The 21781-nt window shown below is 73.9% G+C and carries 16 protein-coding genes; 10 read left to right on the top strand and 6 right to left on the bottom strand.

Features of this window, described 5'->3' with window-relative positions; translation table 11 throughout:
* Positions 1-54 precede the first annotated feature (54 nt).
* The gene (locus ES689_RS12530) at positions 55-459 is read left to right on the top strand and encodes a MarR family winged helix-turn-helix transcriptional regulator (protein WP_191330426.1); all 405 of its coding nucleotides are present in this window, start codon (positions 55-57) and stop codon (positions 457-459) included.
* Here ES689_RS12530 and ES689_RS12525 read toward each other — a convergent pair.
* Positions 456-836: a hypothetical protein gene (locus ES689_RS12525; RefSeq protein WP_146905118.1), complete on the bottom strand. Its 381-nt coding sequence runs from the start codon at positions 834-836 to the stop codon at positions 456-458. The genes ES689_RS12530 and ES689_RS12525 overlap by 4 nt on opposite strands.
* Positions 837-885: 49 nt before the next feature.
* Here ES689_RS12525 and ES689_RS12520 point away from each other — a divergent pair, with 49 nt between their 5' ends.
* Positions 886-1509 (top strand): DUF6518 family protein, encoded by a 624-nt coding sequence (locus ES689_RS12520; RefSeq protein ID WP_146905115.1) that lies wholly within the window; start codon positions 886-888, stop codon positions 1507-1509.
* Here the strand turns inward: ES689_RS12520 and ES689_RS12515 are convergent.
* On the bottom strand, positions 1496-2287 hold the full coding sequence (locus ES689_RS12515; protein ID WP_146905112.1) for a FadR/GntR family transcriptional regulator: 792 nt from the start codon (positions 2285-2287) through the stop codon (positions 1496-1498). The genes ES689_RS12520 and ES689_RS12515 overlap by 14 nt on opposite strands.
* A complete protein-coding gene (locus ES689_RS12510) occupies positions 2284-3057 on the bottom strand; it encodes an SDR family NAD(P)-dependent oxidoreductase (protein ID WP_146905109.1) in 774 nt (257 codons plus the stop codon). Before ES689_RS12510 ends, ES689_RS12515 begins: the two co-directional genes overlap by 4 nt.
* Positions 3058-3075: 18 nt before the next feature.
* Here ES689_RS12510 and ES689_RS12505 point away from each other — a divergent pair, with 18 nt between their 5' ends.
* The 3 genes from ES689_RS12505 (at position 3076) to ES689_RS12495 (ending at position 7103) form a co-directional block, all read left to right on the top strand.
* The gene (locus ES689_RS12505) at positions 3076-3837 is read left to right on the top strand and encodes an SDR family NAD(P)-dependent oxidoreductase (RefSeq protein ID WP_150007977.1); all 762 of its coding nucleotides are present in this window, start codon (positions 3076-3078) and stop codon (positions 3835-3837) included.
* 112 nt (positions 3838-3949) lie between these two features.
* Complete coding sequence (locus tag ES689_RS12500) at positions 3950-4912, top strand: RimK family alpha-L-glutamate ligase (protein WP_146905103.1); 963 nt, start codon at positions 3950-3952, stop codon at positions 4910-4912.
* Positions 4913-5330: 418 nt separating this feature from the next.
* On the top strand, positions 5331-7103 hold the full coding sequence (locus ES689_RS12495) for an FAD-dependent oxidoreductase (RefSeq protein WP_223269592.1): 1773 nt from the start codon (positions 5331-5333) through the stop codon (positions 7101-7103).
* Positions 7104-7179: 76 nt separating this feature from the next.
* Here ES689_RS12495 and ES689_RS12490 read toward each other — a convergent pair whose 3' ends face one another.
* Together ES689_RS12490 and ES689_RS12485 are read right to left on the bottom strand one after the other, a co-directional pair.
* Positions 7180-7413, bottom strand: coding sequence for a hypothetical protein (locus ES689_RS12490; RefSeq protein ID WP_146905099.1), 234 nt, complete (start codon positions 7411-7413; stop codon positions 7180-7182).
* A gap of 217 nt (positions 7414-7630) precedes the next feature.
* Positions 7631-8773, bottom strand: coding sequence for an NAD(P)-binding domain-containing protein (locus tag ES689_RS12485; RefSeq protein WP_223269591.1), 1143 nt, complete (start codon positions 8771-8773; stop codon positions 7631-7633).
* A gap of 249 nt (positions 8774-9022) precedes the next feature.
* Here ES689_RS12485 and ES689_RS12480 point away from each other — a divergent pair, with 249 nt between their 5' ends.
* The 5 genes from ES689_RS12480 to ES689_RS12460 all read left to right on the top strand — a co-directional run bounded on the left by ES689_RS12480 (position 9023) and on the right by ES689_RS12460 (position 21033).
* The gene (locus ES689_RS12480) at positions 9023-15931 is read left to right on the top strand and encodes an IPT/TIG domain-containing protein (protein WP_191330423.1); all 6909 of its coding nucleotides are present in this window, start codon (positions 9023-9025) and stop codon (positions 15929-15931) included.
* A 247-nt stretch (positions 15932-16178) separates the two neighbouring features.
* Positions 16179-16856 (top strand): hypothetical protein, encoded by a 678-nt coding sequence (locus tag ES689_RS12475; protein WP_146905094.1) that lies wholly within the window; start codon positions 16179-16181, stop codon positions 16854-16856.
* 84 nt (positions 16857-16940) lie between these two features.
* Positions 16941-18527, top strand: coding sequence for an APC family permease (locus ES689_RS12470; protein ID WP_146905091.1), 1587 nt, complete (start codon positions 16941-16943; stop codon positions 18525-18527).
* On the top strand, positions 18524-19795 hold the full coding sequence (locus ES689_RS12465; RefSeq protein WP_146905088.1) for a saccharopine dehydrogenase family protein: 1272 nt from the start codon (positions 18524-18526) through the stop codon (positions 19793-19795). The genes ES689_RS12470 and ES689_RS12465 overlap by 4 nt, the downstream gene beginning before the upstream one ends.
* Positions 19796-19863: 68 nt before the next feature.
* Complete coding sequence (locus ES689_RS12460; RefSeq protein WP_146905085.1) at positions 19864-21033, top strand: AI-2E family transporter; 1170 nt, start codon at positions 19864-19866, stop codon at positions 21031-21033.
* Here ES689_RS12460 and ES689_RS12455 read toward each other — a convergent pair.
* Complete coding sequence (locus ES689_RS12455; protein ID WP_146905082.1) at positions 21030-21416, bottom strand: hypothetical protein; 387 nt, start codon at positions 21414-21416, stop codon at positions 21030-21032. The genes ES689_RS12460 and ES689_RS12455 overlap by 4 nt on opposite strands.
* Positions 21417-21781 lie beyond the last annotated feature (365 nt).

The raw sequence follows: 21781 nt of genomic DNA, 5'->3' as shown, positions 1-21781 counted from the left end.
CTCTCCAGCGCGGGAAGGGCATGCCCTAGGTGCATGGATGCGAGAACGGCCGACATGGCCACAGCGGTGCTCGCCGCGTTCGACGTCACCGCGGGCACGACGGAGGCGGTGGCGCCGGCACTCGCAGAGCTGGGCCTCACCATGAACACCGCGTACGCCTTGTGGACGGTCGATCCAGAGTCCGGGCCCTGGTCGATGGGGGCGCTCGCGGTGCGCCTGCACTGCAAGCCCCCCAACGCCACCTTCCTCTACGGGCAGCTCGAACGGCGTGGGCTCGTGCAGCGGCTGCCGGACCCGACCGACCGCCGACAGAGGGTGGTCTCGCTCACGGAGCGGGGCGAGACCGTCAGGGGGGCGATGATCGACGCGGTCCTCCGGCCCGGCCCGCTCGGCAGGCTCAGCTCCGACGAGCTCGCCGTCGTCGGACGTCTCCTGGCCAAGGCGCTCCGCCCGAGCTAGTCGTCGACGGCCGGAGGTGCGGGGCGCGGGTGGCGGATCGTCGCGACGGTGCCCGTGACGCAGAAGGCCGTGGCGACGAGCAGTGCGACGAGGATCATCACGTCCACCAGGCCCGGCCCGCCCGATGCGGTCGCCATCCTGACGACGACGCTGACGACGCAGGTGAGCCACACGACGGCGGCGATGCCCCAGCCCACCGAGGAGCCGCGGAACGTCGGCTTCTGCAGGCGGAGTCGGCCCTGGTCGCGGTTCGTCTCGTCGTCCATCGTCGTGGTCCCCTCGTCGTCGTCGACCTCTCCACCGTACGTCGAGCCCCCTCGCCGCCTCAAGGGGGCGGCGTCGGCGCCGGCGAGGTCGCCCTCCAGGAGGGGGAGCATCGTCCGCCAGGTGGTCGGCGAGCGGCCGTCGACCTGTGAGGCTCACGGGATGACGCGTTCAGTGCTGACGGCCCTCGGCTGGTGGCTGCTGGGCGCCGTGGCGGGCCTCGTGCTCGGCGGTGCCACATCCTTCGGCCAGCAGCACCTGCCCGGCGGGCTGAGCTCGTTCGCCAACTCGAGCGGCGGCTGGACGATCCTCACCTTCGCGGCTGTCGTGGTGGTCGCTCGAAGGCCGAGCGCCCGGAGGTGGTGGACGGCAGCCGGCCTGGGGCTCGTCGTCTTCCACGCCGCGGTCCAGGGCTACGTGATCGTCTCCACCCTGAGGGGCTTCCCCGACTCGTACGGACCGGGCGACTTCTGGTTCACGGCGGCGACCCTGGCCGGCCCCGTCGTCGGGCTCGCCGGGCTGTGGTGGTGGTCGCCGCGCCCCGTGCTGCAGGCGGCGGGCATCGCGGTCCTCGCCGCCGTGATGATCGGCGACGGCGTCTCGGGCCTCGTCCGCGTCGCGGCGACGACCGGGACGACCTGGTGGCTCGTCAGCATCGCGGCGGGCGTCGCGGCGCTCGGCTGGGTCGTGGTCCGGCGCCTCGACGGGTGGCGAGAGCGGGGTCTCGCCGTCGGGCTGACGGCCGTCGGGGCCGTCGCCTTCGTCGTCTTCTTCAGCGCACTCTGAGGGCGGCGGCCACGGGATCGGGGTCGTCCGGTGCCGCACCCGCACCCGCACCCGCACCCGCACTCGCACTCGCACGGGCGATCGCCGGGGCCGCTGCGGTCTCCTCGACGCGACCACGGGTGTGGTCGACGAGCGTGCGGGTCAGGTCCGCGGCCACGGCGGCGTCGCGCGAGGCGAGGGCGTCGGCGATCCGGACGTGGAGCGCCACGGCCCGCTCTCCTTCTTCGTCGAAGACGGGCACGCTCCCGGAGTAACGCAGGAGCAGGGCGGCGAGGACGGTGTCGGCGAGCTGGGCGAGGACGGAGCTCGAGGCCGCGGCGACGATCGCCGAGTGGAAGTCGAGGTCGGCCTGCGCGAACGGGGCGACGCGTCGATCGCGGTAGGTCGTCGTCATCTCCCTGGCCGCGCGGACGACGGCGGCCAGCTGCTCGTGCGTGCCCTGGCGCGCGGCGAGCTCGGCCGCGGCGGGTTCGAGGATGCCGCGCAGCTGCATCAGCTCGTGGAGCTGCGTCTGCGCGTCGTCGGCGTGGGACCGCCAGGCGATGACCCGAGGATCCAGCAGCCGCCAGTGCTCGCGACCCAGGACGGTGATCCCCACTCGCTGCCGTGCGACGACCATCCCGAGGGTCTCGAGGATGCGCAGGGTCTCTCGGATGACGGAACGGGAGACTCCGTGCTCGACGGACAGTGCCTGGATCTTCAGCACCGTCCCCGTCTGGAGCTCGCCGCCCACGATGGCGGTGCCCAGGATCTCGTCGAGGGAACGTCGATGCGTCACGAGGCGGAGGGGGAGAGGCCTTCGTAGGCGCGCTGGGGCAGCTGCGTGGCGAGCTTGCCCCCGCTCACGTCGACCAGCGTGCCCGTGATGTAGGCGGCGGCGTCGCTGGCGAGGAACACGAGCAGGTCCGCGATGCTGTCGGCGGTGCCCCAGCGGCGGAGGGTGAGGGTGTCGAGAAGTCGGTCCTGAGTCGCCTGGGGCATCGTCTCGAACCCGTTCATCGCGCTCGGGACCATGCCGGGAGCGTAGGCGTTGACCGTGACGTCCCACGGGCCCAGCTCGCCAGCGAGCACCCGGGTGAACTGCACGACGGCCGCCTTCGACGCCCCGTAGGCAGCGGCGCCCACCGACGGGACGATCGCCGCGAACGAGGCCGCGTTGAGGATGCGCCCGTGACCCGAGGCCTTCACGTGCGGCAGCACGGCCTGTGACATCAGGAAGACGCCGGTGACGTTGACATCGAAGCACCGGCGCCAGGCGGCCAGGTCGAGGTCCTCGACCCTGCCCTCCACGTTGATGCCCGCGTTGTTCACCAGGACGTCGATGCCGCCGAACCGCTCGGCGACCTGGTCGACCCCGCTCTGCACGGACGCGGCGTCGGTCACGTCGCCCTCGATCTCGAGGACGCCCTCGACGGGGTCTTCGGGGAATGCGACGTCGAATGCCGCCACCTGTGCACCCTCGTGCACGAAACGCTCCACGAGGGCCCGCCCGATTCCCCGTCCGCCGCCCGTCACCAGCACGACCCGGTCCGTGAGATCCACCAGCATGCGCTGCTCCTGTCTTCCATGAAAAGTCTGCTTATTATAGATCTCATGAACGCGACGAGGCGAGTGGCCTGGGTGACGGGAGCCGGGAGCGGCGTGGGACGCGCGTGCGCAGAGGCCCTGGCGGAGCGGGGATGGACCGTGGCCCTCTCCGGCCGCAGGGCACCCGAGCTGGCCGAGACGGCCGCCCTCGTCCGTGCCGCAGGGGGCACGCCCCTCGAGCTGCCGTTCGACGTCACGGTCGACGACGCTCGCGACCGCGTCGAGGCGATCTCCGCCGCGACCGGCGGCGACGGCCTGGACGCGGTGGTCCTCTCCGCCGGCGCGAACACCCCGCGGCGGTCGTGGGCGGACCAGTCGACGGCGGAGTTCGCGAGGATCGTGCAGACGAACCTCCTCGGCGTCGTCCGGAGTGCCGACGCTGCACTGCCCGGGCTCCGCTCCGCTTCGGGGGTGCTGGTCGTGGTGTCCTCGATCGCGGGCTGGCGCCCCTCGCCGGGTGCGGGAGTCGCGTACAGCGCGAGCAAGGCCGCTCTGGCCCCGGTCGTCCGGACGATCAACGACCAGGAGGCGGAGGCGGGCGTCAGGGCGACCCTCCTCTGCCCAGGCGACATCGACAGCGACTTCCTGCGACAGCGGCCCGTGGTCCCCGGCGCAGCCGCGCGCTCGGCGATGCTCGCGCCCGGCGACGTCGCACGCTCCGCGATGTTCGCGATCGACGCTCCCCGTCACGTGCGGATCGACGAGCTCGTCATCTCGCCCCTCTCGCAGCGCTCCTCCTGATCGCAGGCACCGTGTCGGACTCGCCTCGGCCCCTCAGCGTCATGACGAGCGCCCCGGCGTCATGTGGCGTCACCGTCGTGGCGATGTCGGTGTCGGCGGGCAGGGTGAGGGGATGAGCCCCGCCGACCCGAACGCGATCGACACGACGCCCGTCGTCCACGTGCTGCACGACAACGAGGAGTGGCTGCCGCCGCTGCTCGCCGCGCTCGACGCCGCGGGGGTGCCGCACGCCGAGCACCTGCTCGACGGGACCTCGTTCGACCTGTCGGCCGCGCCTCCTGCGGGGGTGTTCTGGTCGCGCCTGAGCGCGTCGGCTGCGACCCGCGGCAGGGCGACCGCGAAGGAGGTGGCGCGCGCGACCCTGCGCTGGGCCGAGCGGCACGGTCGCCGGGTCGTCAACGGCAGCGGGGTCGTCGAGCTCGAGGTGAGCAAGGTCGCGCAGTACCTGGCCCTGTCGGCTGAGGGCTTCGACGTGCCGCGGACGGTCGCGGTGTTCGGCACCGCCGACCTCAAGGTGCGGGCGCGCGAGCTGCCGGCGCCGTTCATCACGAAGCACAACCAGGGCGGCAAGGGCATCGGGGTCCGACGGTTCGACGACCACGAGTCGTTCGACGCGTACGTCGACGGCCCCGACTTCGAGCAGCCTGCCGACGGCGTCACGCTGCTGCAGGAGTACCTGCAGTCCGAGGAGCCGTTCGTCACCCGCGCCGAGTTCGTGGGCGGCCGCTTCGTCTACGCGGTCAGGGTCGACACGTCCGCCGGCAGCTTCGAGCTGTGCCCGGCGGACGCCTGCGTCGTCCCGACGGGCGCCGACCCGGCGACCTGGGCGCCGTTCGCGGTGCGCCCCTCGGTGACGGCGGAGCACCCGCTCGTGGTCCGGCTCGAGGCGTTCCTCGCCGCGCAGGGCATCGAGGTCGCCGGCGTCGAGTTCATCGAGACGGTCGACGGCCGCGTCGTTCCCTACGACGTGAACACGAACACGAACTACAACCCCGACGTCGAGCGGGAGTCGTCGGTGTCGGCGACGGCGGCGCTCGCCGCGTTCCTCGGGGGCGCGCTGACGGACGCGGCGTAGCCGCGCCGCGGCACCCACCCGGGTCGGGCCCGGGTCCCGCCGCGAAAACGACAAAGCGACGCGGGGTCCCGCGTCGCTTTGTCGCTTTCGCGGCGGCGAAGGGCAGCCGACGGGCGTGGGTGCCGGAGTTCGCGTCGGGGCGGCTCACGAGGCGGCTCCCGCAGCGGCGCCCGAGGCCGGCCCGGCGTCGAGACCAGTCCCGGCGCCGAGCCCGAGCCCGCGCTCGGCGTCGAGCTCCGCGAGGAGGCGGGCGTTCAGGTCGTGGGCGTGCAGGACCTCCGCGGGTGTAGCGCGGGACCAGGGGTGCAGCTCGGGCCAGCCGGCACTGCGCTCGGGCCGGCGGGCCTGCGCTCGGGCCAGCGGTCACGGCGCCGACGTCGTGCGCGTCGCTACGCTGGGCTCGGCAGGGGAGGTCGCCGTGGGGAGCACGAAACCGGTCGCCATGGCGGCGGCCCACGCGCTCGTCGTCGGCGCCGCCGTCGCGATCGCGACGCCCGTGGCGCTCGTCGTGCCGGTGCTGATCTCCCTCCTGACGGGGCCGCTCGGCGGCGCGGCGGCGGCCGGGGTGCCCGCGTTCGGCATCCTGTGGCTGCTCGACGCGGCGTTCCGGAACGGCCTGCCGGGGTCGGGCCTGAGGGCGGCGCTGCCCGCCGGCGTCCTGGCCTTCAGCGCGTTCGTCGTGTGCTCGGCACAGCTGCAGCTCTTCCGGGACCCGGAGGCGGCGGTCCCGTCGGACCTGTCGGTCGCCCTCTGGACGGGCGGGCTCAGCGCGGCCGCCGTGATCGTGACGCACGTCCTGTTCGACCGCGACCCGCTCGCCGCACGTGCCGAGCCCGGCATCGTCGATCCCGCCGATCCCGCCGATCCGACCACGAGGAGCCCCGTGATCACGACTGACGGCACCGTGCCCGCCGCCGCCGCCGCCGCCTCCGAAGCCGACTCCGCCGAGCAGGCCGAGGCTGCCGAGCAGGCCGAGGCTGCCGAACAGGCCGAGGTCGCCGAGGCGGCCGCACCTGTCCCGGAGCGCTTCGACCACGTCGTCGTCGGCGGCGGCGTGATCGGCGCGTCGACCGCGCGGGCCCTGGCACGGGCCGGCGGCGGCGGCGGCGCGCGCGTCCTGCTCGTCGAGCAGTTCGGCCGCGGCCACGACAAGGGCTCGTCGCACGGCGCGAGCCGGATCTTCCGTCGCGGCTACATCACCGACGACTGGGTCGCGCTCACCGGCGACGCGATCACGGCCTGGCGGGAGCTCGAGGCCGAGACGGGCCGCACCCTCCTCGACTTCACCGGCGCGCTCGACCACGGCGACCCGGTCGTGCTCGACGAGATCCAGGCGGCCCTCGAGCGCGGCGGCGTCGCCCACGAACGACTCACGCCCGAGGAGGCGGCCGTTCGCTGGCCGGGGCTCCGCTTCGACACGTCCGTCTTGTTCCACGCGCAGGCCGGGCGGGTCCGCTCGGCCGACGCCGTCGAGGCGCTGCTCGACAGCGCCGCGGCGGCGGGCGCCGAGCTCCGCTTCGACACCGCCGTGGCCGGGATCGAGACGGAGGGGGTCGGGACCGAGGGCGCCCAGACCGAGGGTGGCGACGTCGTGCTCCGTCTCGAGGGCGCAGGAGGCGCCTCCTCGACGGTCGTGACGACCAGCCTCGTGCTCGCGGTCGGCTCCTGGGCGCGGTACCTGGCCGGGGACATCGTGCGGCGCGCGGGGGCGTCGCTGCCCGAGGTCAGGGTCACGCAGGAGGAGCCCGCCCACTTCACGACGGAGCTGCCTGACGACGCCTGGCCGAGCTTCGTGCACCACCCGACGGACCCGGCGCTGCGGGCGAGGGTCAGCACGATCTACGGGCTGCTCACGCCCGGCGAGGGCGTGAAGGTCGGCACCCACGGGACCGGGCGCGAAGTGCACCCCGACGCACGCCTGGCCTCGCCCGGTGCCGAGGGACAGGCCGTGCTGCGCGACTACGTCTCCGAGTGGGTGCCCGGCGTCGACGTCGACACGCTCGCCCCGATCAGCTGCCTCTACGACACGACCCCGACCGAGGACCCGGTGCTCGACCGCGTCGGCTCCGTCACGGTCGCGACCGGGTTCTCGGGGCACGGCTTCAAGTTCGGCGCCGTCTTCGGCGAGCTGCTGGCCGGGATCGCGACGGGGACTCCCGCGCCCGAGCGGTTCCGGCTGCGTCGGGGCTGAGCTCGGCCTGGGGACTGGGGCCTGAGGGCCGGCCTCGGGGCGGCCACGGGCTCGGTCCTCGGTCGATCGTCAGCCCTCAGCCGTCGGTGCGACGACGCGTGCGGCCCCTCATCCCCCGGGCGACGAACACGATGCCGACGACGAGCATCGGCAGCCCCGCCCACGGCGTGTCGAGCGTGAGGAACAGCGTGAAGCCGAGAACGCCGAACACGACGCCGATCGAGATGTCGTCGCTGCGTTTCCTCTCGTCCGCGGCGGCCTTCGCGCCTGCCTCGGTCTCGGGTCGCTCCTCGTCCCTGCGCTCGTCCATCGCTCCAGGCTAGGCAGCCGCTCGCGTCGGTTCCTCCCCCTCCCGACGGACCCGAGGAGGATGTCGTCCCGACTGGAGCAGCGGTCGCGCCGCATCCCTCCGCGATGGCGACAAAGCGGCGTGATCTTTCACGGAGGTTCGTCGCTGTCGCGGAGGTTCAGGGGCGGCGGCGGCGGCGGCCGGCGGGGGCGGGCGGCGGCGGAGGTAGCGCGCGGCGTCAGCTGCCGGGGCCGAGCAGGTCGCGCGCGAGCTCGCGCACGGCGGCGCGCCCCGCGCGGTTCGCGCCGACCGTCGACTGCGACGGCCCGAAGCCGATCAGGTGCACCCGCCTGTCCCGAGCGGCCCGGGTGCCGACGAGCGGGACGCCCCCGAGCGGCCCGCGCAGCCCGAGCGCGTCGAGGTGCCGGACGCTCGGCCGGAACCCCGTCGCCCACAGCACGGCGTCGACGCTCGTCGTCGAGCCGTCGGCCTCGACCACGTGCCGCGGCCCCATCGCCGTGAACATCGGACGCCGCTCGAGCACGCCGCGCTGCGCTGCCTCGCGGGCGTAGCCCGTCCAGATCAGCCCGGTGTACGACACGATGCTGCCCGGGAGGCGGCCGGCCGCAGCGTCCTCGGCGACCCGGCGCTCGACGTCGACGCCGTCCGACCCCGAGGTGAAGTCGTGGTCGAGGAACACCGGCTCACGCCGCGTGTACCAGAGCGTCGTCGCGACCCGGCTGATCTCGTCGAGCAGCTGCACCGCCGAGATGCCGCCGCCGACGACGGCGACCCGTCGGCCTGCGAACTCGGCCGCGGACACGTACTCGCGCGTGTGCAGCTGACGACCCGTGAACGAGGAGGCGCCGGGCACGTCCGGCAGCACCGGCTCGTCCCAGGTGCCCGTCGCGTTCACCAGCGCGCGCGTGGTCCACGTTCTGGCGTCGCTCTCGACCCGCAGCAGGCCCGCCGGGTCGTCGTCGACGGGCTCGACCCTGGTCACGTGCACGGGGCGGTGCACCCGCAGCTGCTCCGCCTCCTCGTAGGCGGCGAAGTAGCGCGGCACCGCGACCCGGCTCGACTCGGACTCGTCGACGGGCGGCAGCGCCATGCCCGGCAGGTCGAAGATGCCGTTGACGGTGGCCATCCGCAGCGACTCCCAGCGGTGCTGCCAGGCGCCTCCGGGTGCCTCGCCGGCGTCGACGACGACGAACGTCGGCGGAGCGTCGGCACCTGAGCCCGAGCCCGAGTCCGAGGCCGAGTCCCCTCCCGGGGCCGGCACGAACCCGCGCAGCCGCAGGTGGTGCGCCGCGGACAGCCCCGCCTGCCCGGCACCCACGACGGTCACCGTCGCGTGCTGCAGGTCGTGGAGTGGGTGCACGCGACCACGCTACGGCGGCCACCCGGGGAGCCCCTCCCGCACCCCCTCCCGCATCCCCTCCCGCACCCCCGCAGAGCACCCCCACTCCGGGGGTCGACCGCTCGGATCGGGGGACATGCGGCGAAAAAGGTCGAGCGATCCTCGCCGACGTGCCCTATCGTCGGGCGGGTAGCGAGTCTGCTGCCTCGGTCTCACCAACCGACGGCGCGGACGCCAACCACCGCTGCCATGAGGATCAGGAGCGAGTCCATGAGGACTGAAGCACCCGCGCGCGCCGAAAAAGGGCGACCGACCGCGCACCGTCACCACTCCAGGGCGAAGCAGGGCGTGGCCGTGCTCACGGCCGCCCTGCTCGGCATCGGCGGCAGCGTGCTCGCCGCGGCCCCGGCCATGGCCGCCCCGGCGGCCTCGACGGCCGAGGGCCGGTTCCTCGACGGGACAGCTCTCGGCCTCGACCTGGCCAACGTGCTGCTGCTGCAGCCCGCCGCGGCCACGAACACGGGTCAGCCCGCTCCGGCGACCCAGTCGACGCCCCTCGACGCGACCCTGCTGAACGCCGCGCGCGCCGACCTCGGCAGCGGCATCCAGCTGCTCGGCCCGAACGGGCTCCTCACGGTCGGCGCGGTGAACGAGTTCGCGCAGGCGAACGCGAACGGCAGCTCGACCGCCGCCTCCGGGGCCGTGACGAACGCCGGGGCGATCGGCGTCGGCGGCCAGGGCGGGGTGCCGCAGGCCAACGCCAGCTTCAACCTCAGCCGTCTGGTGAACACGCAGGCCCTCGCGAACCTCCGGGTCACGACGGGCGCGCTCTCGGCGACCGCCGCGCAGGCGGCCGGGCCGAACGGCGCCCAGACCGGCACCTACCAGATCGCCGACCTCGACCTGAGCCTCACCAGCCCGGTCCTCGCCACGACGATCAACGGCCTGCGGACGACCCTCACGGGCCTGCAGCCCACGGTCGACGCGATCCCCGGCACGCTCACCGGGCTGCTCGGCCCGACCGTCCAGGTCACGGGCCTGCCGAACCTGACCACCCTCGGCAACTCGCTCACGACCGTGACGAGCGCCGACGGGTCGATCACCGCGAACCTGCAGACGGGCGCGATCACGCTCGACGTCCCCTCGGCCCTCGCGTCGCAGGGCGTCGCGCTCAACAGCCTCCCCGCGGGCACCGACCTGACGCCGTACATCACGACCGCCCTCACGACGCAGCTGCTCCCTGCCCTCACGACGGCGGTGCAGAACCTGGTGACGCAGATCACGACCAGCCTGAACGGGGTCGGCGCGACCGTCAACGTCCTCGGTCTCCGCGTCCCGGTCGACCTCGGCGTCCTCGGCCCGGTGCTGAACGGCGTGCTCGCCACCGTCCTCGCCCCGGTGAACACCGTCCTCACCGGCCTCGGCGGCACGGTCGTCACGCCGCTCGCGACCGCCCTCACCGGCGTCGTCTCGCTCCGCGTCAACAACAAGACGACCGCCGGCGGCACCTTCACGCAGAGCGCCCTCCGCGTCGGCCTGCTCGGCGTCCTCCAGGCCGGCACCGGTGTGGAGCTCGCCTCCGCCTCGGTCGGCCCGAACGCCGGCCCGCTCGCCGCGCCGACCCTGACCGGCATCACGCCCGTCGAGGGCCCGGTCGCGGGCGGCACCGCCGTCACGCTCACCGGCTCGACCTACACCGCGGACTCGCGCGTGAGCGTCGACGGCGGTGCGCCGATCACGCCCACGGCGGTCTCGGACGACGGCACCTCGCTGACCTTCACGACCCCCGCCCATGCCGCAGGACCGGTGCCCGTCACCGTCACCACGGCGATCGGCACCTCCGGCCCGCAGACCTTCACCTACATCCCGGTCCCCGCGATCACGGGCCTCACCCCTGCGCAGGGCCCGGTCGGAGGCGGCACCACGGTGACCGTCGCCGGCAGCGGGTTCCTCGACGGCTCGACGGTCTCGGTCGACGGCTCCGCCCCGATCACGCCCGACAGCATCGCCGCCGACGGCACGTCGCTGACGTTCACGACGCCCGCGCACGCACTCGGCGACGCACCGGTCACGGTCACGACGCGCGGCGGCACCAGCGCCCCGCAGACCTTCACGTACCAGCCCGCACCCGTGGGCGCACCCGTCCTGACCGGCATCACGCCGGACCAGGGCCCCGCAGGAGGCGGCACCGCCGTCACGATCACCGGCACGAACTTCACCGCCGGCTCGACGGTGTCGGTCGACGGGTCCGCCGGGATCGTCCCCACGACGATCGCCGACGACGGCACGTCGCTGACCTTCGACACGCCCGCCCACGTCGCCGGCCCCGTGCCGGTGACGGTCACGAACGGCACGGGCACCTCCGCGCCCCAGACGTTCACGTACGTCGCGCCTCCGCTCGCCGCTCCCGTCCTGGACACGATCACGCCTGACGAGGGCCCGGTGGGAGGCGGCACCGCCGTCACGATCACCGGCACCGGCTTCACGGCCGGCTCGACGGTCTCGGTCGACGGCTCCGCCCCGATCACGCCCGACGCGCTCGCGGCCGACGGCACGTCGCTGACGTTCACGACGCCCGCGCACGTCGAGGGCACCATCGCCGTCACGGTGACGAACGCCGGCGGCACGTCCTCGCCCCTGGACTTCACCTACACGCCCGCCCCGGCCGCCGCGCCGGTGCTCACCGACATCGACCCCGAGGTCGGACCGGCAGGAGGCGGCACCCCCGTCACCGTCACCGGCACCGGCTTCGCCGCGGGCTCGACGGTCTCGGTCGACGGCTCCGCGCCGATCACGCCCGACACGATCGCGACCGACGGCACGTCGCTGACGTACACGTCGCCCGCGCACGTCGCCGGCACCGTGCCCGTCACGGTGACGAACGCGGGCGGCACGTCCGCCCCGCTCGACTTCACCTACGAGGCCGCACCCGTCACCGCGCCCGTGCTCGCCACGATCGACCCCGACGAGGGCCCCGCAGGAGGCGGCACCGCCGTCACCGTCACCGGCACGGGCTTCCTCGCCGGCTCGACGGTCTCCGTCGACGGGTCCGCCCCGATCACGCCGACGGCGATCGCGTCCGACGGCACGTCGCTGACCTACACCGCTCCGGCCCACGTCGCCGGCACGGTGCCCGTCACGGTGACGAGCACGGGCGGCACGTCCGCCCCGCTCGACTTCACCTACCAGCCCGCCCCGCCGACGGCGCCCGTGCTCGAGACGATCGACCCCGCCACGGGACCGGCAGGAGGCGGCACCGTCGTCACCGTGACCGGCACCGGCTTCACCGCGGGCTCGACCGTCACCATCGGCGACACGACGGGCCTCGTGCCCGACTCGGTCGACCCGGCGGGGACGTCGCTCACGTTCACCACCCCGCCGAACGCCGCGGGCGACGTGACCGTCACGGTGACCACTGCCGGGGGCACGTCCGCACCGCTCCCGTTCACGTACACCGCACCTCCTGCGGGCGCCCCGGTGCTGACGACCATCGCTCCCACCTCGGGACCGGTCGGCGGACGCACCGTCGTGACGCTCACCGGCTCGGGCTTCCTGCCCGGCTCGACCGTCTCGATCGGCGACACGACGGGCCTCGTGCCCGACTCGATCGACCTGACCGGCACGACGCTGACGTTCACGACCCCGGCGAACGCCGCCGGTGCCACGACCGTCACCGTGACGAACCTGGCGGGGACGAGCCCTCCGCTCGGCTTCACCTACCTGCCGGCTCCCGACGACGCGCCGGTGCTCATCTCGGCCACCCCGGCCGAGGGCCCGGTCGGAGGCGGCACGGTCGTCACCGTCGCCGGCTCGGCCTTCACGCCCGGCTCGACGGTCTCGATCGGCGACACCGTCGGCATCGTGCCCGACTCGATCTCGACCGACGGCACCGAGCTGACGTTCACGACCCCGCCGAACGCCGCGGGACCCGTGAGCATCACGGTGACGAACGGCGCCGGCACCAGCGCCGGGCTGCCCTTCACCTACCTGCCGGCCCCGGCCGACGCCCCCGTGCTCACGGCGATCGACCCGACCTCGGGCCCGGTCGGCGGCGGCACCTCGGTGACGATCACCGGCACCGGCTTCACCGACGGGTCGACCGTGTCGATCGGCGACACGACGGGCCTCGAGCCCGATGCCGTGTCGGACGACGGCACCGAGCTGACCTTCACGACCCCGCCGAACGTCGCGGGCCCCGTGACGGTCACGGTGACGAACGACGCGGGCACAAGCGCCCCGCTCGGGTTCACCTACGTCGCGGCCCCGGCCGGCGCGCCGGTGCTCACGGCGATCGACCCGACCTCGGGCCCGGTCGGCGGCGGCACCTCGGTGACGATCACCGGCACCGGCTTCGCGGCCGGGTCGACCGTGTCGATCGGCGTGTCCGCAGGCATCGTGCCCGACGACATCTCGGACGACGGCACGGAGCTGACCTTCACGACGCCGCCGAACCAGGCCGGTCCCGTGAGCGTCACGGTGACGAACGACGCGGGCACCAGTGCGCCGCTCGGCTTCACCTACCTCGCCGCGCCCGTCACCGCACCCGTGCTGGCGACGCTGACGCCCGACTCGGGCCCGGTCGGAGGCGGCACCCCGGTGACGATCACCGGCACCGGCTTCACGCCCGACGCCACGGTCACGGTCGGCGGCACGGCCGGCATCGTGCCGGACGACGTCTCCGACGACGGCACCGAGCTGACCTTCACGACCCCGCCGAACGCGGCCGGCGACGTGCAGGTCACGGTGACGACCGACGGCGGCACGTCCGCGCCGCTGACCTTCACCTACGAGGCGGCTCCCGTCGGCGCCCCTGTGCTCACGGGGCTCGCCCCGGCCTCCGGCCCCGCCGGGGGAGGCACCGTGGTCACCGTCACGGGCACGGGCCTCGCGCCCGGCTCGACGGTCACGATCGGCGGCGTGGCGGGCATCGTGCCCGACGCGATCTCGCCCCTCGGCACCTCGTTGACCTTCACGACGCCCCCGGGCGCCGCGGGCGACGCACCGGTGACGATCACCAACCTGTTCGGCACGAGCGCGCCCCTCACGTTCACGTACGTGGCGCCTCCTGCGGGCTCGCCCGTGCTGACGGACATCGAGCCCGCAGTCGGACCGGTCGCGGGCGGCACCACGGTGACGCTCACGGGCACCGGCTTCACCCCCGCGTCGACGATCACCATCGGCGACACGACGGGCATCGTCGGCACCCTCTCGCCCGACGGCACGCAGCTCACGTTCACGACCCCGGCAGGCACCGCCGGCGGCGTGCCCGTGACGGTCACGAACGGGACGGGCACCAGCGCGCCCCTGACGTTCACCTACCAGGCGGCCCCCGTGGCCGCGCCGACGCTGACGAGCCTCACGCCCGACGAGGGCCCCGCAGGAGGCGGCACCCCGGTCACGGTGGTGGGCACCGGCTTCACGGGCGACTCGACGGTCACAGTGGGCACCACGACCGGCATCGTGCCCGACTCGGTCTCGCCCGATGGCACCTCGCTCGTCTTCACGACGCCGGCCGGCGCCGCGGGAACGACCGACGTCTCGGTGACGAACCCGGCGGGCACGAGCGGCACCCTGCCGTTCACCTACCAGGTCGCTCCGGCGGGCGCGCCCGTTCTGGCGACGCTGTCGCCGACGAGCGGACCGGCAGGAGGCGGCACCCGCGTCACGATCACGGGCACCGGCTTCACCGCAGGCTCGACGGTCTCCGTGGACGGCTCCGCGCCGATCACGCCGGTCTCCCTCGGCACCGGCGGCACGTCGCTGACGTTCGACACGCCGCCGCACGCCGCCGGCCTCGTGCAGGTCACGGCCACCAACGGCACGGGCACCTCCGCGCCGCTGCCCTTCACGTACCTGGCCCCGGCGTCGACGGCACCCCTGCTGCTGAGCCTGACGCCCGCGTCGGGCCCGGTCGGCGGAGGCACCGTGGTGACGATCAGCGGCTCGGGCTTCACGCCCGGCGGGACGACGGTCTCGATCGACGGAGGCGCCCCCCGGACGCCCTCGTTCGTCTCGATCGACGGCACGTCGCTGACCTTCACCACCCCGGCCGACACGGCGGGCCCGGTGCCGGTCACGGTGACCACCGCCGGCGGCACCAGCGCGCCGCTGACCTTCACCTACGTCGCGGCTCCCGCCGGGGCGCCGGTGCTGGCCTCGCTGACGCCGAGCTCCGGCCCGGTCGGCGGCGGCACGACGGTGACGATCACGGGCACCGGCTTCACGGCCGGCTCGACGGTCTCGGTCGACGGCTCCGCGCCGATCGCGCCGATCACCGTCAGCGCCGACGGCACGTCGCTCACCTTCGCGACCCCGGCACACGCCGCCGGGCTGGTGGGCGTCACGGTGACGAACGACACGGGCACGAGCGCTCCGCTGACGTTCTCGTACCAGGCCGCGGCCGCGCTGGCTCCGCAGCTGACGTCGCTGACGCCTCCGTCGGGTCCGATCGCCGGCGGCACCGTCGTGACAGTGACGGGCACCCGGTTCACCCCGGGCTCGACCGTCTCGGTCGGCGGCTCCGCCCCGATCACGCCGGACAGCATCTCGGCCGACGGCACGACGCTGACGTTCACGACCCCGGCCGGCACGGCGGGCAGCACGACCGTCACCGTCACGAACGGAGCCGGCACCAGTGCGCCGCTCCCGTTCGTGTACGTCGACCCGGACACCGACCCGAGCGTCGCGCCGGTCATCACCTCGCCGGTGCAGGGCCAGGTCGTCGACACGGCGAACCCGGTCTTCACGGGAACGGGCACGCCGGGCTACACGGTCACCGTGCAGATCCCCGGCCGGGTGCTCTGCACCACGGTCGTCGCCGGGGACGGCACCTGGGCCTGCGCACCGCTCGGCGGACTGCCCGAGGGCGAGTTCACGGCCACGGCGACGCAGACCGGGCCTGACGGCGTCACGTCGGCGGCCTCGGAGTCGGTCGACTTCACGGTCGACCTGCCGGCGGCCGGCCAGCCCGGCGGCGGGACCCCCGGCGCGGGCGGCACGCCCGGCGGCGGTGCAGGCGGAGTCGGCGGCTCGGGCTCGGGCGGCTACTACAGCGGCACCGCCGGCAGCGGCCCGCTGGCCTTCACGGGCAGCGACACCGCGCCGGTCCTGCTGGCAGCACTGCTGCTGATGGTCGCGGGCGGGTTCCTCACCCTGCGGAGGAGGTCGCGCCGCAGCTGAGCCCGCTCTGCGGGGCCTGCTCAGCAGCCCGAAGGAGGTGCCCGTCCGGTCAGACCGGACGGGCACCTCCTCGTCTGCGCCCCCGTTCCGCACCGTGTGCCACCGGCCCGCATCCCGTGATCCGCGCGTGATCCGGTCCGGAGGCGCCCGGGAGCCTGGCCCCCGTGGGTCGATCAGCCCGGATCACTCTCGCTCTGCGGCGACGAACAGCGTGCCGCACGGGACGGTCTGTCGGTAGCGTCGGGGCATGAGCGATCCCGCGACGCACCATGCCCCCACGCACGACCCGGCTTCCCCCTCTCCACACCCCGGCCTCGAACGCAGGGCGTTCGTCGTCGCGGGCGCCTTGTTCGCGCTGGCTGCGCTGCTGACCGCGGCGCGCCTCCTGCTCGGGCTGGCTGCCCTCTCGACGGCCTCGCTGTTCGCCTTCCTGCCGGTCGTCGCGCTCGTCGTGACCCTCGCGACGTCGGCTGCCCTCTGGCTGGTCAGCGGACGGCGGGGCATCTGCGCCGCGTCCCCTGCCGGACGCGTCGCGCTGCGCATCGCCGCCGTGACGCAGCTGCTGGCCGCCGTCCTGGCGCTGGTCCCGACCGTCCTCGCCGCGGGCATCGGGTCCATGGCGGTCCTGCTCCTCACGCTCGTGTCCGTCGTGGCGGCCCTCGCGGGCGCCGTGCTCGCGGCGCGCTCCGCGAGCGGGGACGGGAGCGGCGGCGTGCGGGGCCCGGCCGGCTGGGCCCTGGTGGCGTGGGCCGTGGTGGCGCTCGTCCGCACCGTCGTGTTCTCGACGCCGATCGGGTTCGCACTCGGCGCCTCCTCGATCACGGCGTTCGCGTTCGGCGGCCAGGTGCTGACGGTGCTCGCGCTGCTGGTCGTCGCCGTCACCTGGCTCGTCGCCGGGCTGCGGTTCCCGGCCGCGCGGGCCTGACCCTGCCGGAGCAGGCACGGCGGCCCCGGGCGCCAGCGACCCAGGCTCGTTGACACGCCCGGGCGGCAGGACTACGTTCTGGCCATGAGCGGTCCCGACGCTTCTCCCGGCCGCGTGCCGACCGCCTCCTCGCGCCTTGACGGAGCCGACGCCCCGTCCGCGGGCAAGGGCCTCGCCGCCGGCACCCTCGGCCTCTGGGGCTCGACCGTCATCGGCCTCGCGAGCACCGCGCCCGTCTACTCGCTGGTCGCGACGCTCGGCTTCGTGGTCGCCGCCGTCGGGGCGCAGGCGCCGATCGCGTTCATCGTGGCGTTCATCCCGATGCTGTTCATCGCCTTCGCCTACCGCGAGCTGAACAGGGCCGTGCCCGACTGCGGCACGACGTTCACCTGGGTGACGAAGGCCTTCGGCCCCCGGGTCGGCTGGATGGGCGGCTGGGGCGTCGCCATCGCGGGCATCGTCGTGCTCGCGAACCTGTCGCAGATCGCCGGGCAGTACACCTGGCTGATGGTCGGCGACGGCTCGCTGGCCGAGAACGTGCCGCTGGTCACCGCGACCGGCGTCGTGTTCATCGCCCTGATGACCTGGATCAGCTACCGCGGCCTCGAGCTGGGCGAGCGCGTCCAGAACGTGCTGCTCGGCGTGCAGTACGTGGCCCTCGCCCTGTTCGTCGTCGTCGCGCTCTACAAGATCGCGACGGGCGACGCCCCGAACGCGACCCCGGTCGAGTGGAGCTGGTTCGACCCGACCGCGTTCACCGACTGGTCCGGGTTCGTCGAGGCCGTGCTGCTCGCCCTGTTCATCTACTGGGGCTGGGACGCGTGCCTCGCCCTCACCGAGGAGACGAAGGACCCGCAGCGCACCCCCGGCCGCGCCGCCGTGCTGTCGACGGCGATCCTGCTCGTCACCTACGTCGGCGTCACCGTCGTCGCGATGTCGTTCGCGGGCCTCGGCAGCACGGGCATCGGCCTCGCGAACGAGGCGAACGCCGACGACGTGTTCCTCGCGCTCAAGGACCCGGTGCTCGGCCCGCTCTCGGTCCTGCTGGTGATCTCGGTGCTCGTCTCGGCGGTGTCGTCGACGCAGACGACCATCCTGCCGACGGCCCGCGGCACCCTCGCCATGGCCGTCTACGGCGCCCTGCCCGCGCGGTTCGGCCGGGTGCACCCGAGGTTCCGCACCCCGTCGTTCTCGACCTTCGTGATGGGCGTCGTCGCGATCGTGTTCTACGTCGTCATGACGCTGGTGAGCGCGAACGTGCTGCAGGACTCGATCCTCTCGCTCGGCCTCGCGATCGCCTTCTACTACGGGCTGACCGGCTACGCGTGCGTCTGGTACTTCCGCCGCGAGCTGACGTCGTCGTGGCAGGCGTTCCTGTTCAAGGGGCTGCTGCCGCTGCTCGGCGCGCTGATGCTCACGTACGCCTTCGTGCAGTCGGTCGTCGACATGCTCGCGCCCGACTACGGCTACACGGTGCTGCTCGGCATCGGCGGCACCTTCGTGATCGGCATCGGCTCGCTGCTGGTCGGCGCCGTGCTGATGGTGGTCTGGTCGGCGTTGCCCGTGTCCCGGCCGTTCTTCCGCGGCGAGAGCCTGAATCGCGACACCGAGGTGCTCGTGCCCGACGAGCCCGAGCTCTACACGCGTTCCATCGACGGAGGACTGGCATGACGACGGCACCCACCACCCCCGCGCCCGGCGACGTCGCCGCGGCACCGGCCCGCATCCTGATCGTCGGCGCGGGGGGCGTCGGCTCGGCCGCCGTGCGCATCGCCGTGCGGCGCGCCTTCTTCGAGCTGCTCGTCGTCGCCGACCACGACCCGGCCCGCCCACAGGCGCTGGTGGACTCGCTGGCCGACCCGCGCCTCCTCGGCGCCTCGGTCGACGCGTCGAGCGCCGACTCGGTCACGGCCCTGATCCGCGAGCACGCGATCACCCATGTGCTGAACGCGGTCGACCCGCGGTTCGTGATGCCGATCTTCGAGGGCGCCTTCGCGGGCGGCGCGGTCTACCTCGACATGGCGATGAGCCTCTCGAGCCCGCACCCCGAGAAGCCGCACGAGCTGACCGGGGTCATGCTCGGCGACGAGCAGTTCGCGCAGGAGGCGCGGTGGCGGGACGCAGGACGCCTCGCGCTCGTCGGCATGGGCGTCGAGCCCGGCATGTCCGACGTCTTCGCGCGCTGGGCCGAGGACGAGCTGTTCAGCGAGATCGACGAGCTGGGAGTGCGCGACGGCGCGGACCTGGTCGTGGAGGGCCACGACTTCGCCCCCTCGTTCTCGATCTGGACGACCATCGAGGAGTGCCTGAACCCCCCGGTCGTCTGGGAGGAGGGGCGCGGCTGGTACACCACCGCCCCCTTCAGCGAGCCCGAGGTCTTCGACTTCCCCGAGGGGATAGGCCCGGTCGAGTGCGTCAACGTCGAGCACGAGGAGGTGCTGCTCATGCCCCGCTGGACGGCCGCGAAGCGCGTCACCTTCAAGTACGGCCTCGGGCAGGAGTTCATCGACGTGCTGAGGACGCTGAACAAGCTCGGCCTCGACAAGACGGCCCCTGTCGACGTCAAGGGGGTGCAGGTCTCGCCCCGGGACGTGGTCGCGGCGGTGCTGCCCGACCCGGCGACGCTCGGCGACGTGATGTCGGGCAAGACCTGTGCCGGCGTCTGGGTGCGAGGCACGGGCAAGGACGGGAAGCCGCGGTCGACCTACCTCTACCACGTGGCCGACAACGAGACCTCGATGCGCGACTACGGCTCGCAGGCCGTCGTGTGGCAGACGGCGCTCGGGCCCGTGATCGCGCTCGAGCTGCTCGCGACGGGCGTCTGGTCGGGCGTGGGGGTCCTCGGGCCGGAGGCCTTCCCGGCGGGGCCGTTCCTCGACCTGCTCGCGTCGCCGGAGGGGCACGACTCGCCCTGGGGGATGGTCGAGAAGCCGATCTGACCGGAGGCGCGACGGGCCTGGGCAGGCGCGTGCGGCCCTCCGCCGTCGGCGACCGCCAGGATGGTCCGATGGCCCTCTCCCACCGCGCTCGCTCCGTGCGCCGCTCGACGGCACGCGCCGACGCCTCTTCGACGTCGTCCGGCTCGACGTCGTCCCGCTCGACCGCGTCCCGCGACCAGCCCTCCAGCCCGCTGCGGCGCCCCGGCGCGTTCCGCTTCGGGCTGATCGCGACCCTCGGCGGCGGGCTCGGCGTCGGCATCATCGTCGCCCTGATGGCGCTGTCGACGATCCTCGTGTACATCGGCCTCGCCTTCTTCCTCGCCCTGGCCTTCGAGCCCGTCGTGCGCCGCCTCTCCCGGGCGGGCGCCCCGCGCTGGGTCGGCGTCGTCGTCTCGCTCGTGCTCGTGATCGGCGCCGTCGTCGGCATCCTCGCCGCCGTCGTGCCCGCCCTCGTCGACCAGGTCGGCCACGTGATCCGCACGGCGCCCGCCGCCCTGCAGGACGTCTCGCGTCAGCCGTGGGTGCAGCAGGCCGTCGAGACCCTCGGCCTCGAGGTCGACGTCGACGACGCCGTCGCGGCCGTCAGCTCGTACCTGCTCGACCCCGACCGCCTGCTCGCCCTCGGCGGCGGCGTGCTCGCCGTCGGCCAGGGCATCACGAACGGCATCACCGCGGTGATCATCGTCGCGATCCTCACCATCTACTTCGCCGTGACGCTGCCCCAGATGCTCCGCTCGCTCAGCCGGGCCGTGCCGCGCAGCCACCGCGAGCGCGTGATGGACATCTCGGACGAGATCTTCCTGTCCGTCGGCCGCTACGTCGCGGGACAGGTGGCGCTCGCCGCGATCAACGCCGTCTTCGTGTTCGTGGTGCTGACGATCGCGGGCGGCCCGGTGCCCGTGCTGTTCGCGGCGCTCGCGTTCCTCGGAGCGCTCATCCCCGTCGTCGGGACGGTCGTCGCCTACGCGATCATCATCGCGGCGACGCTGACCGTCTCGCCGGTGACGGCGATCGTGGTCGGCGTCGTGCTGCTCGTCTACGCGCAGATCGAGGCGTACGTGCTGACGCCGCGCGTCATGTCGAAGGCGGTCGCGGTGCCCGGTGCGCTGGTGATCGTCGCCGCCTTCGGGGGAGGAGCGCTCGGCGGCGTGCTCGGTGCACTCGTCGCGATCCCGATCGCCACAGCGGGGGTCGTCGTGTTCGAGCGCGTCGTGGTCCCGCGCCAGCAGAAGGTCTAGCGAGCGTCCGGCTCGGGCGGCCTGGTGCGGAGGGGCGCATCCTCGCCGGACCGCGCAGCGTGCTCCTCCTCGTCGATCGAGCTGCCCGAGGCGGCGTCGACGAAGCGTGCGCCTCCGACGGCCGCGGCACGACGCACGAGCTCGGCGACGAGGGCGTCGTCCTCGGGCTCGAGCTCGTCGTCGGGGGCCGTCTCGATCATGAGCTGGCTGGCGGGGCCGAGCAGCAGCTCGGCGGTCGTCGCCGACCCGTGCTCGTCGCTCGTCGGCACGTCGACGATGTCGGTCGTGCCGTTCTGGCCGAGGGCCGCGGCGTAGGCGATGACGGCCTCGGCGATCGCGTCGCCCGTCATCACGCGGTTCTCGCCGTAGACGATGTACTTCATGTGCCCCCTCGGTAGGCCTCCAGCATGCTCTGTGGCGCGTGCGCGCGCCCGTGGGAGGCGCCTCCTGGGGGACAGCGAGAAAGTCACCCAATCGGGGGGTGCCTCGGCTCCGAAGACATGCCCGGGTGTTCCCTAGGCACCCGGCGCAGTTCATGGCTGCGCACCTCCGGGAGCCCGAACTCCCGGCGGACGCCGAGAGACCCGACTCTCGGCACGGGCTCCTGCGTCAAGGGCGACGCACGGGCCTGCCAGGGGGGCTCACGAGCGTATCGAGCCCGGCAGGGAGGTCGTCGTGGACCCTTGCACGGAGACCAGTTCCGGACAAGAGCCCAAACTGAGTGCAAGCTAGGAATCTGCACCGGCCG

Source organism: Frigoribacterium sp. ACAM 257 (assembly GCF_007954365.1).
Lineage (GTDB): Bacteria > Actinomycetota > Actinomycetes > Actinomycetales > Microbacteriaceae > Frigoribacterium.
Note: the sequence above shows the minus strand (reverse complement) of the source record. Positions and strands in the feature narration are given on the sequence as shown.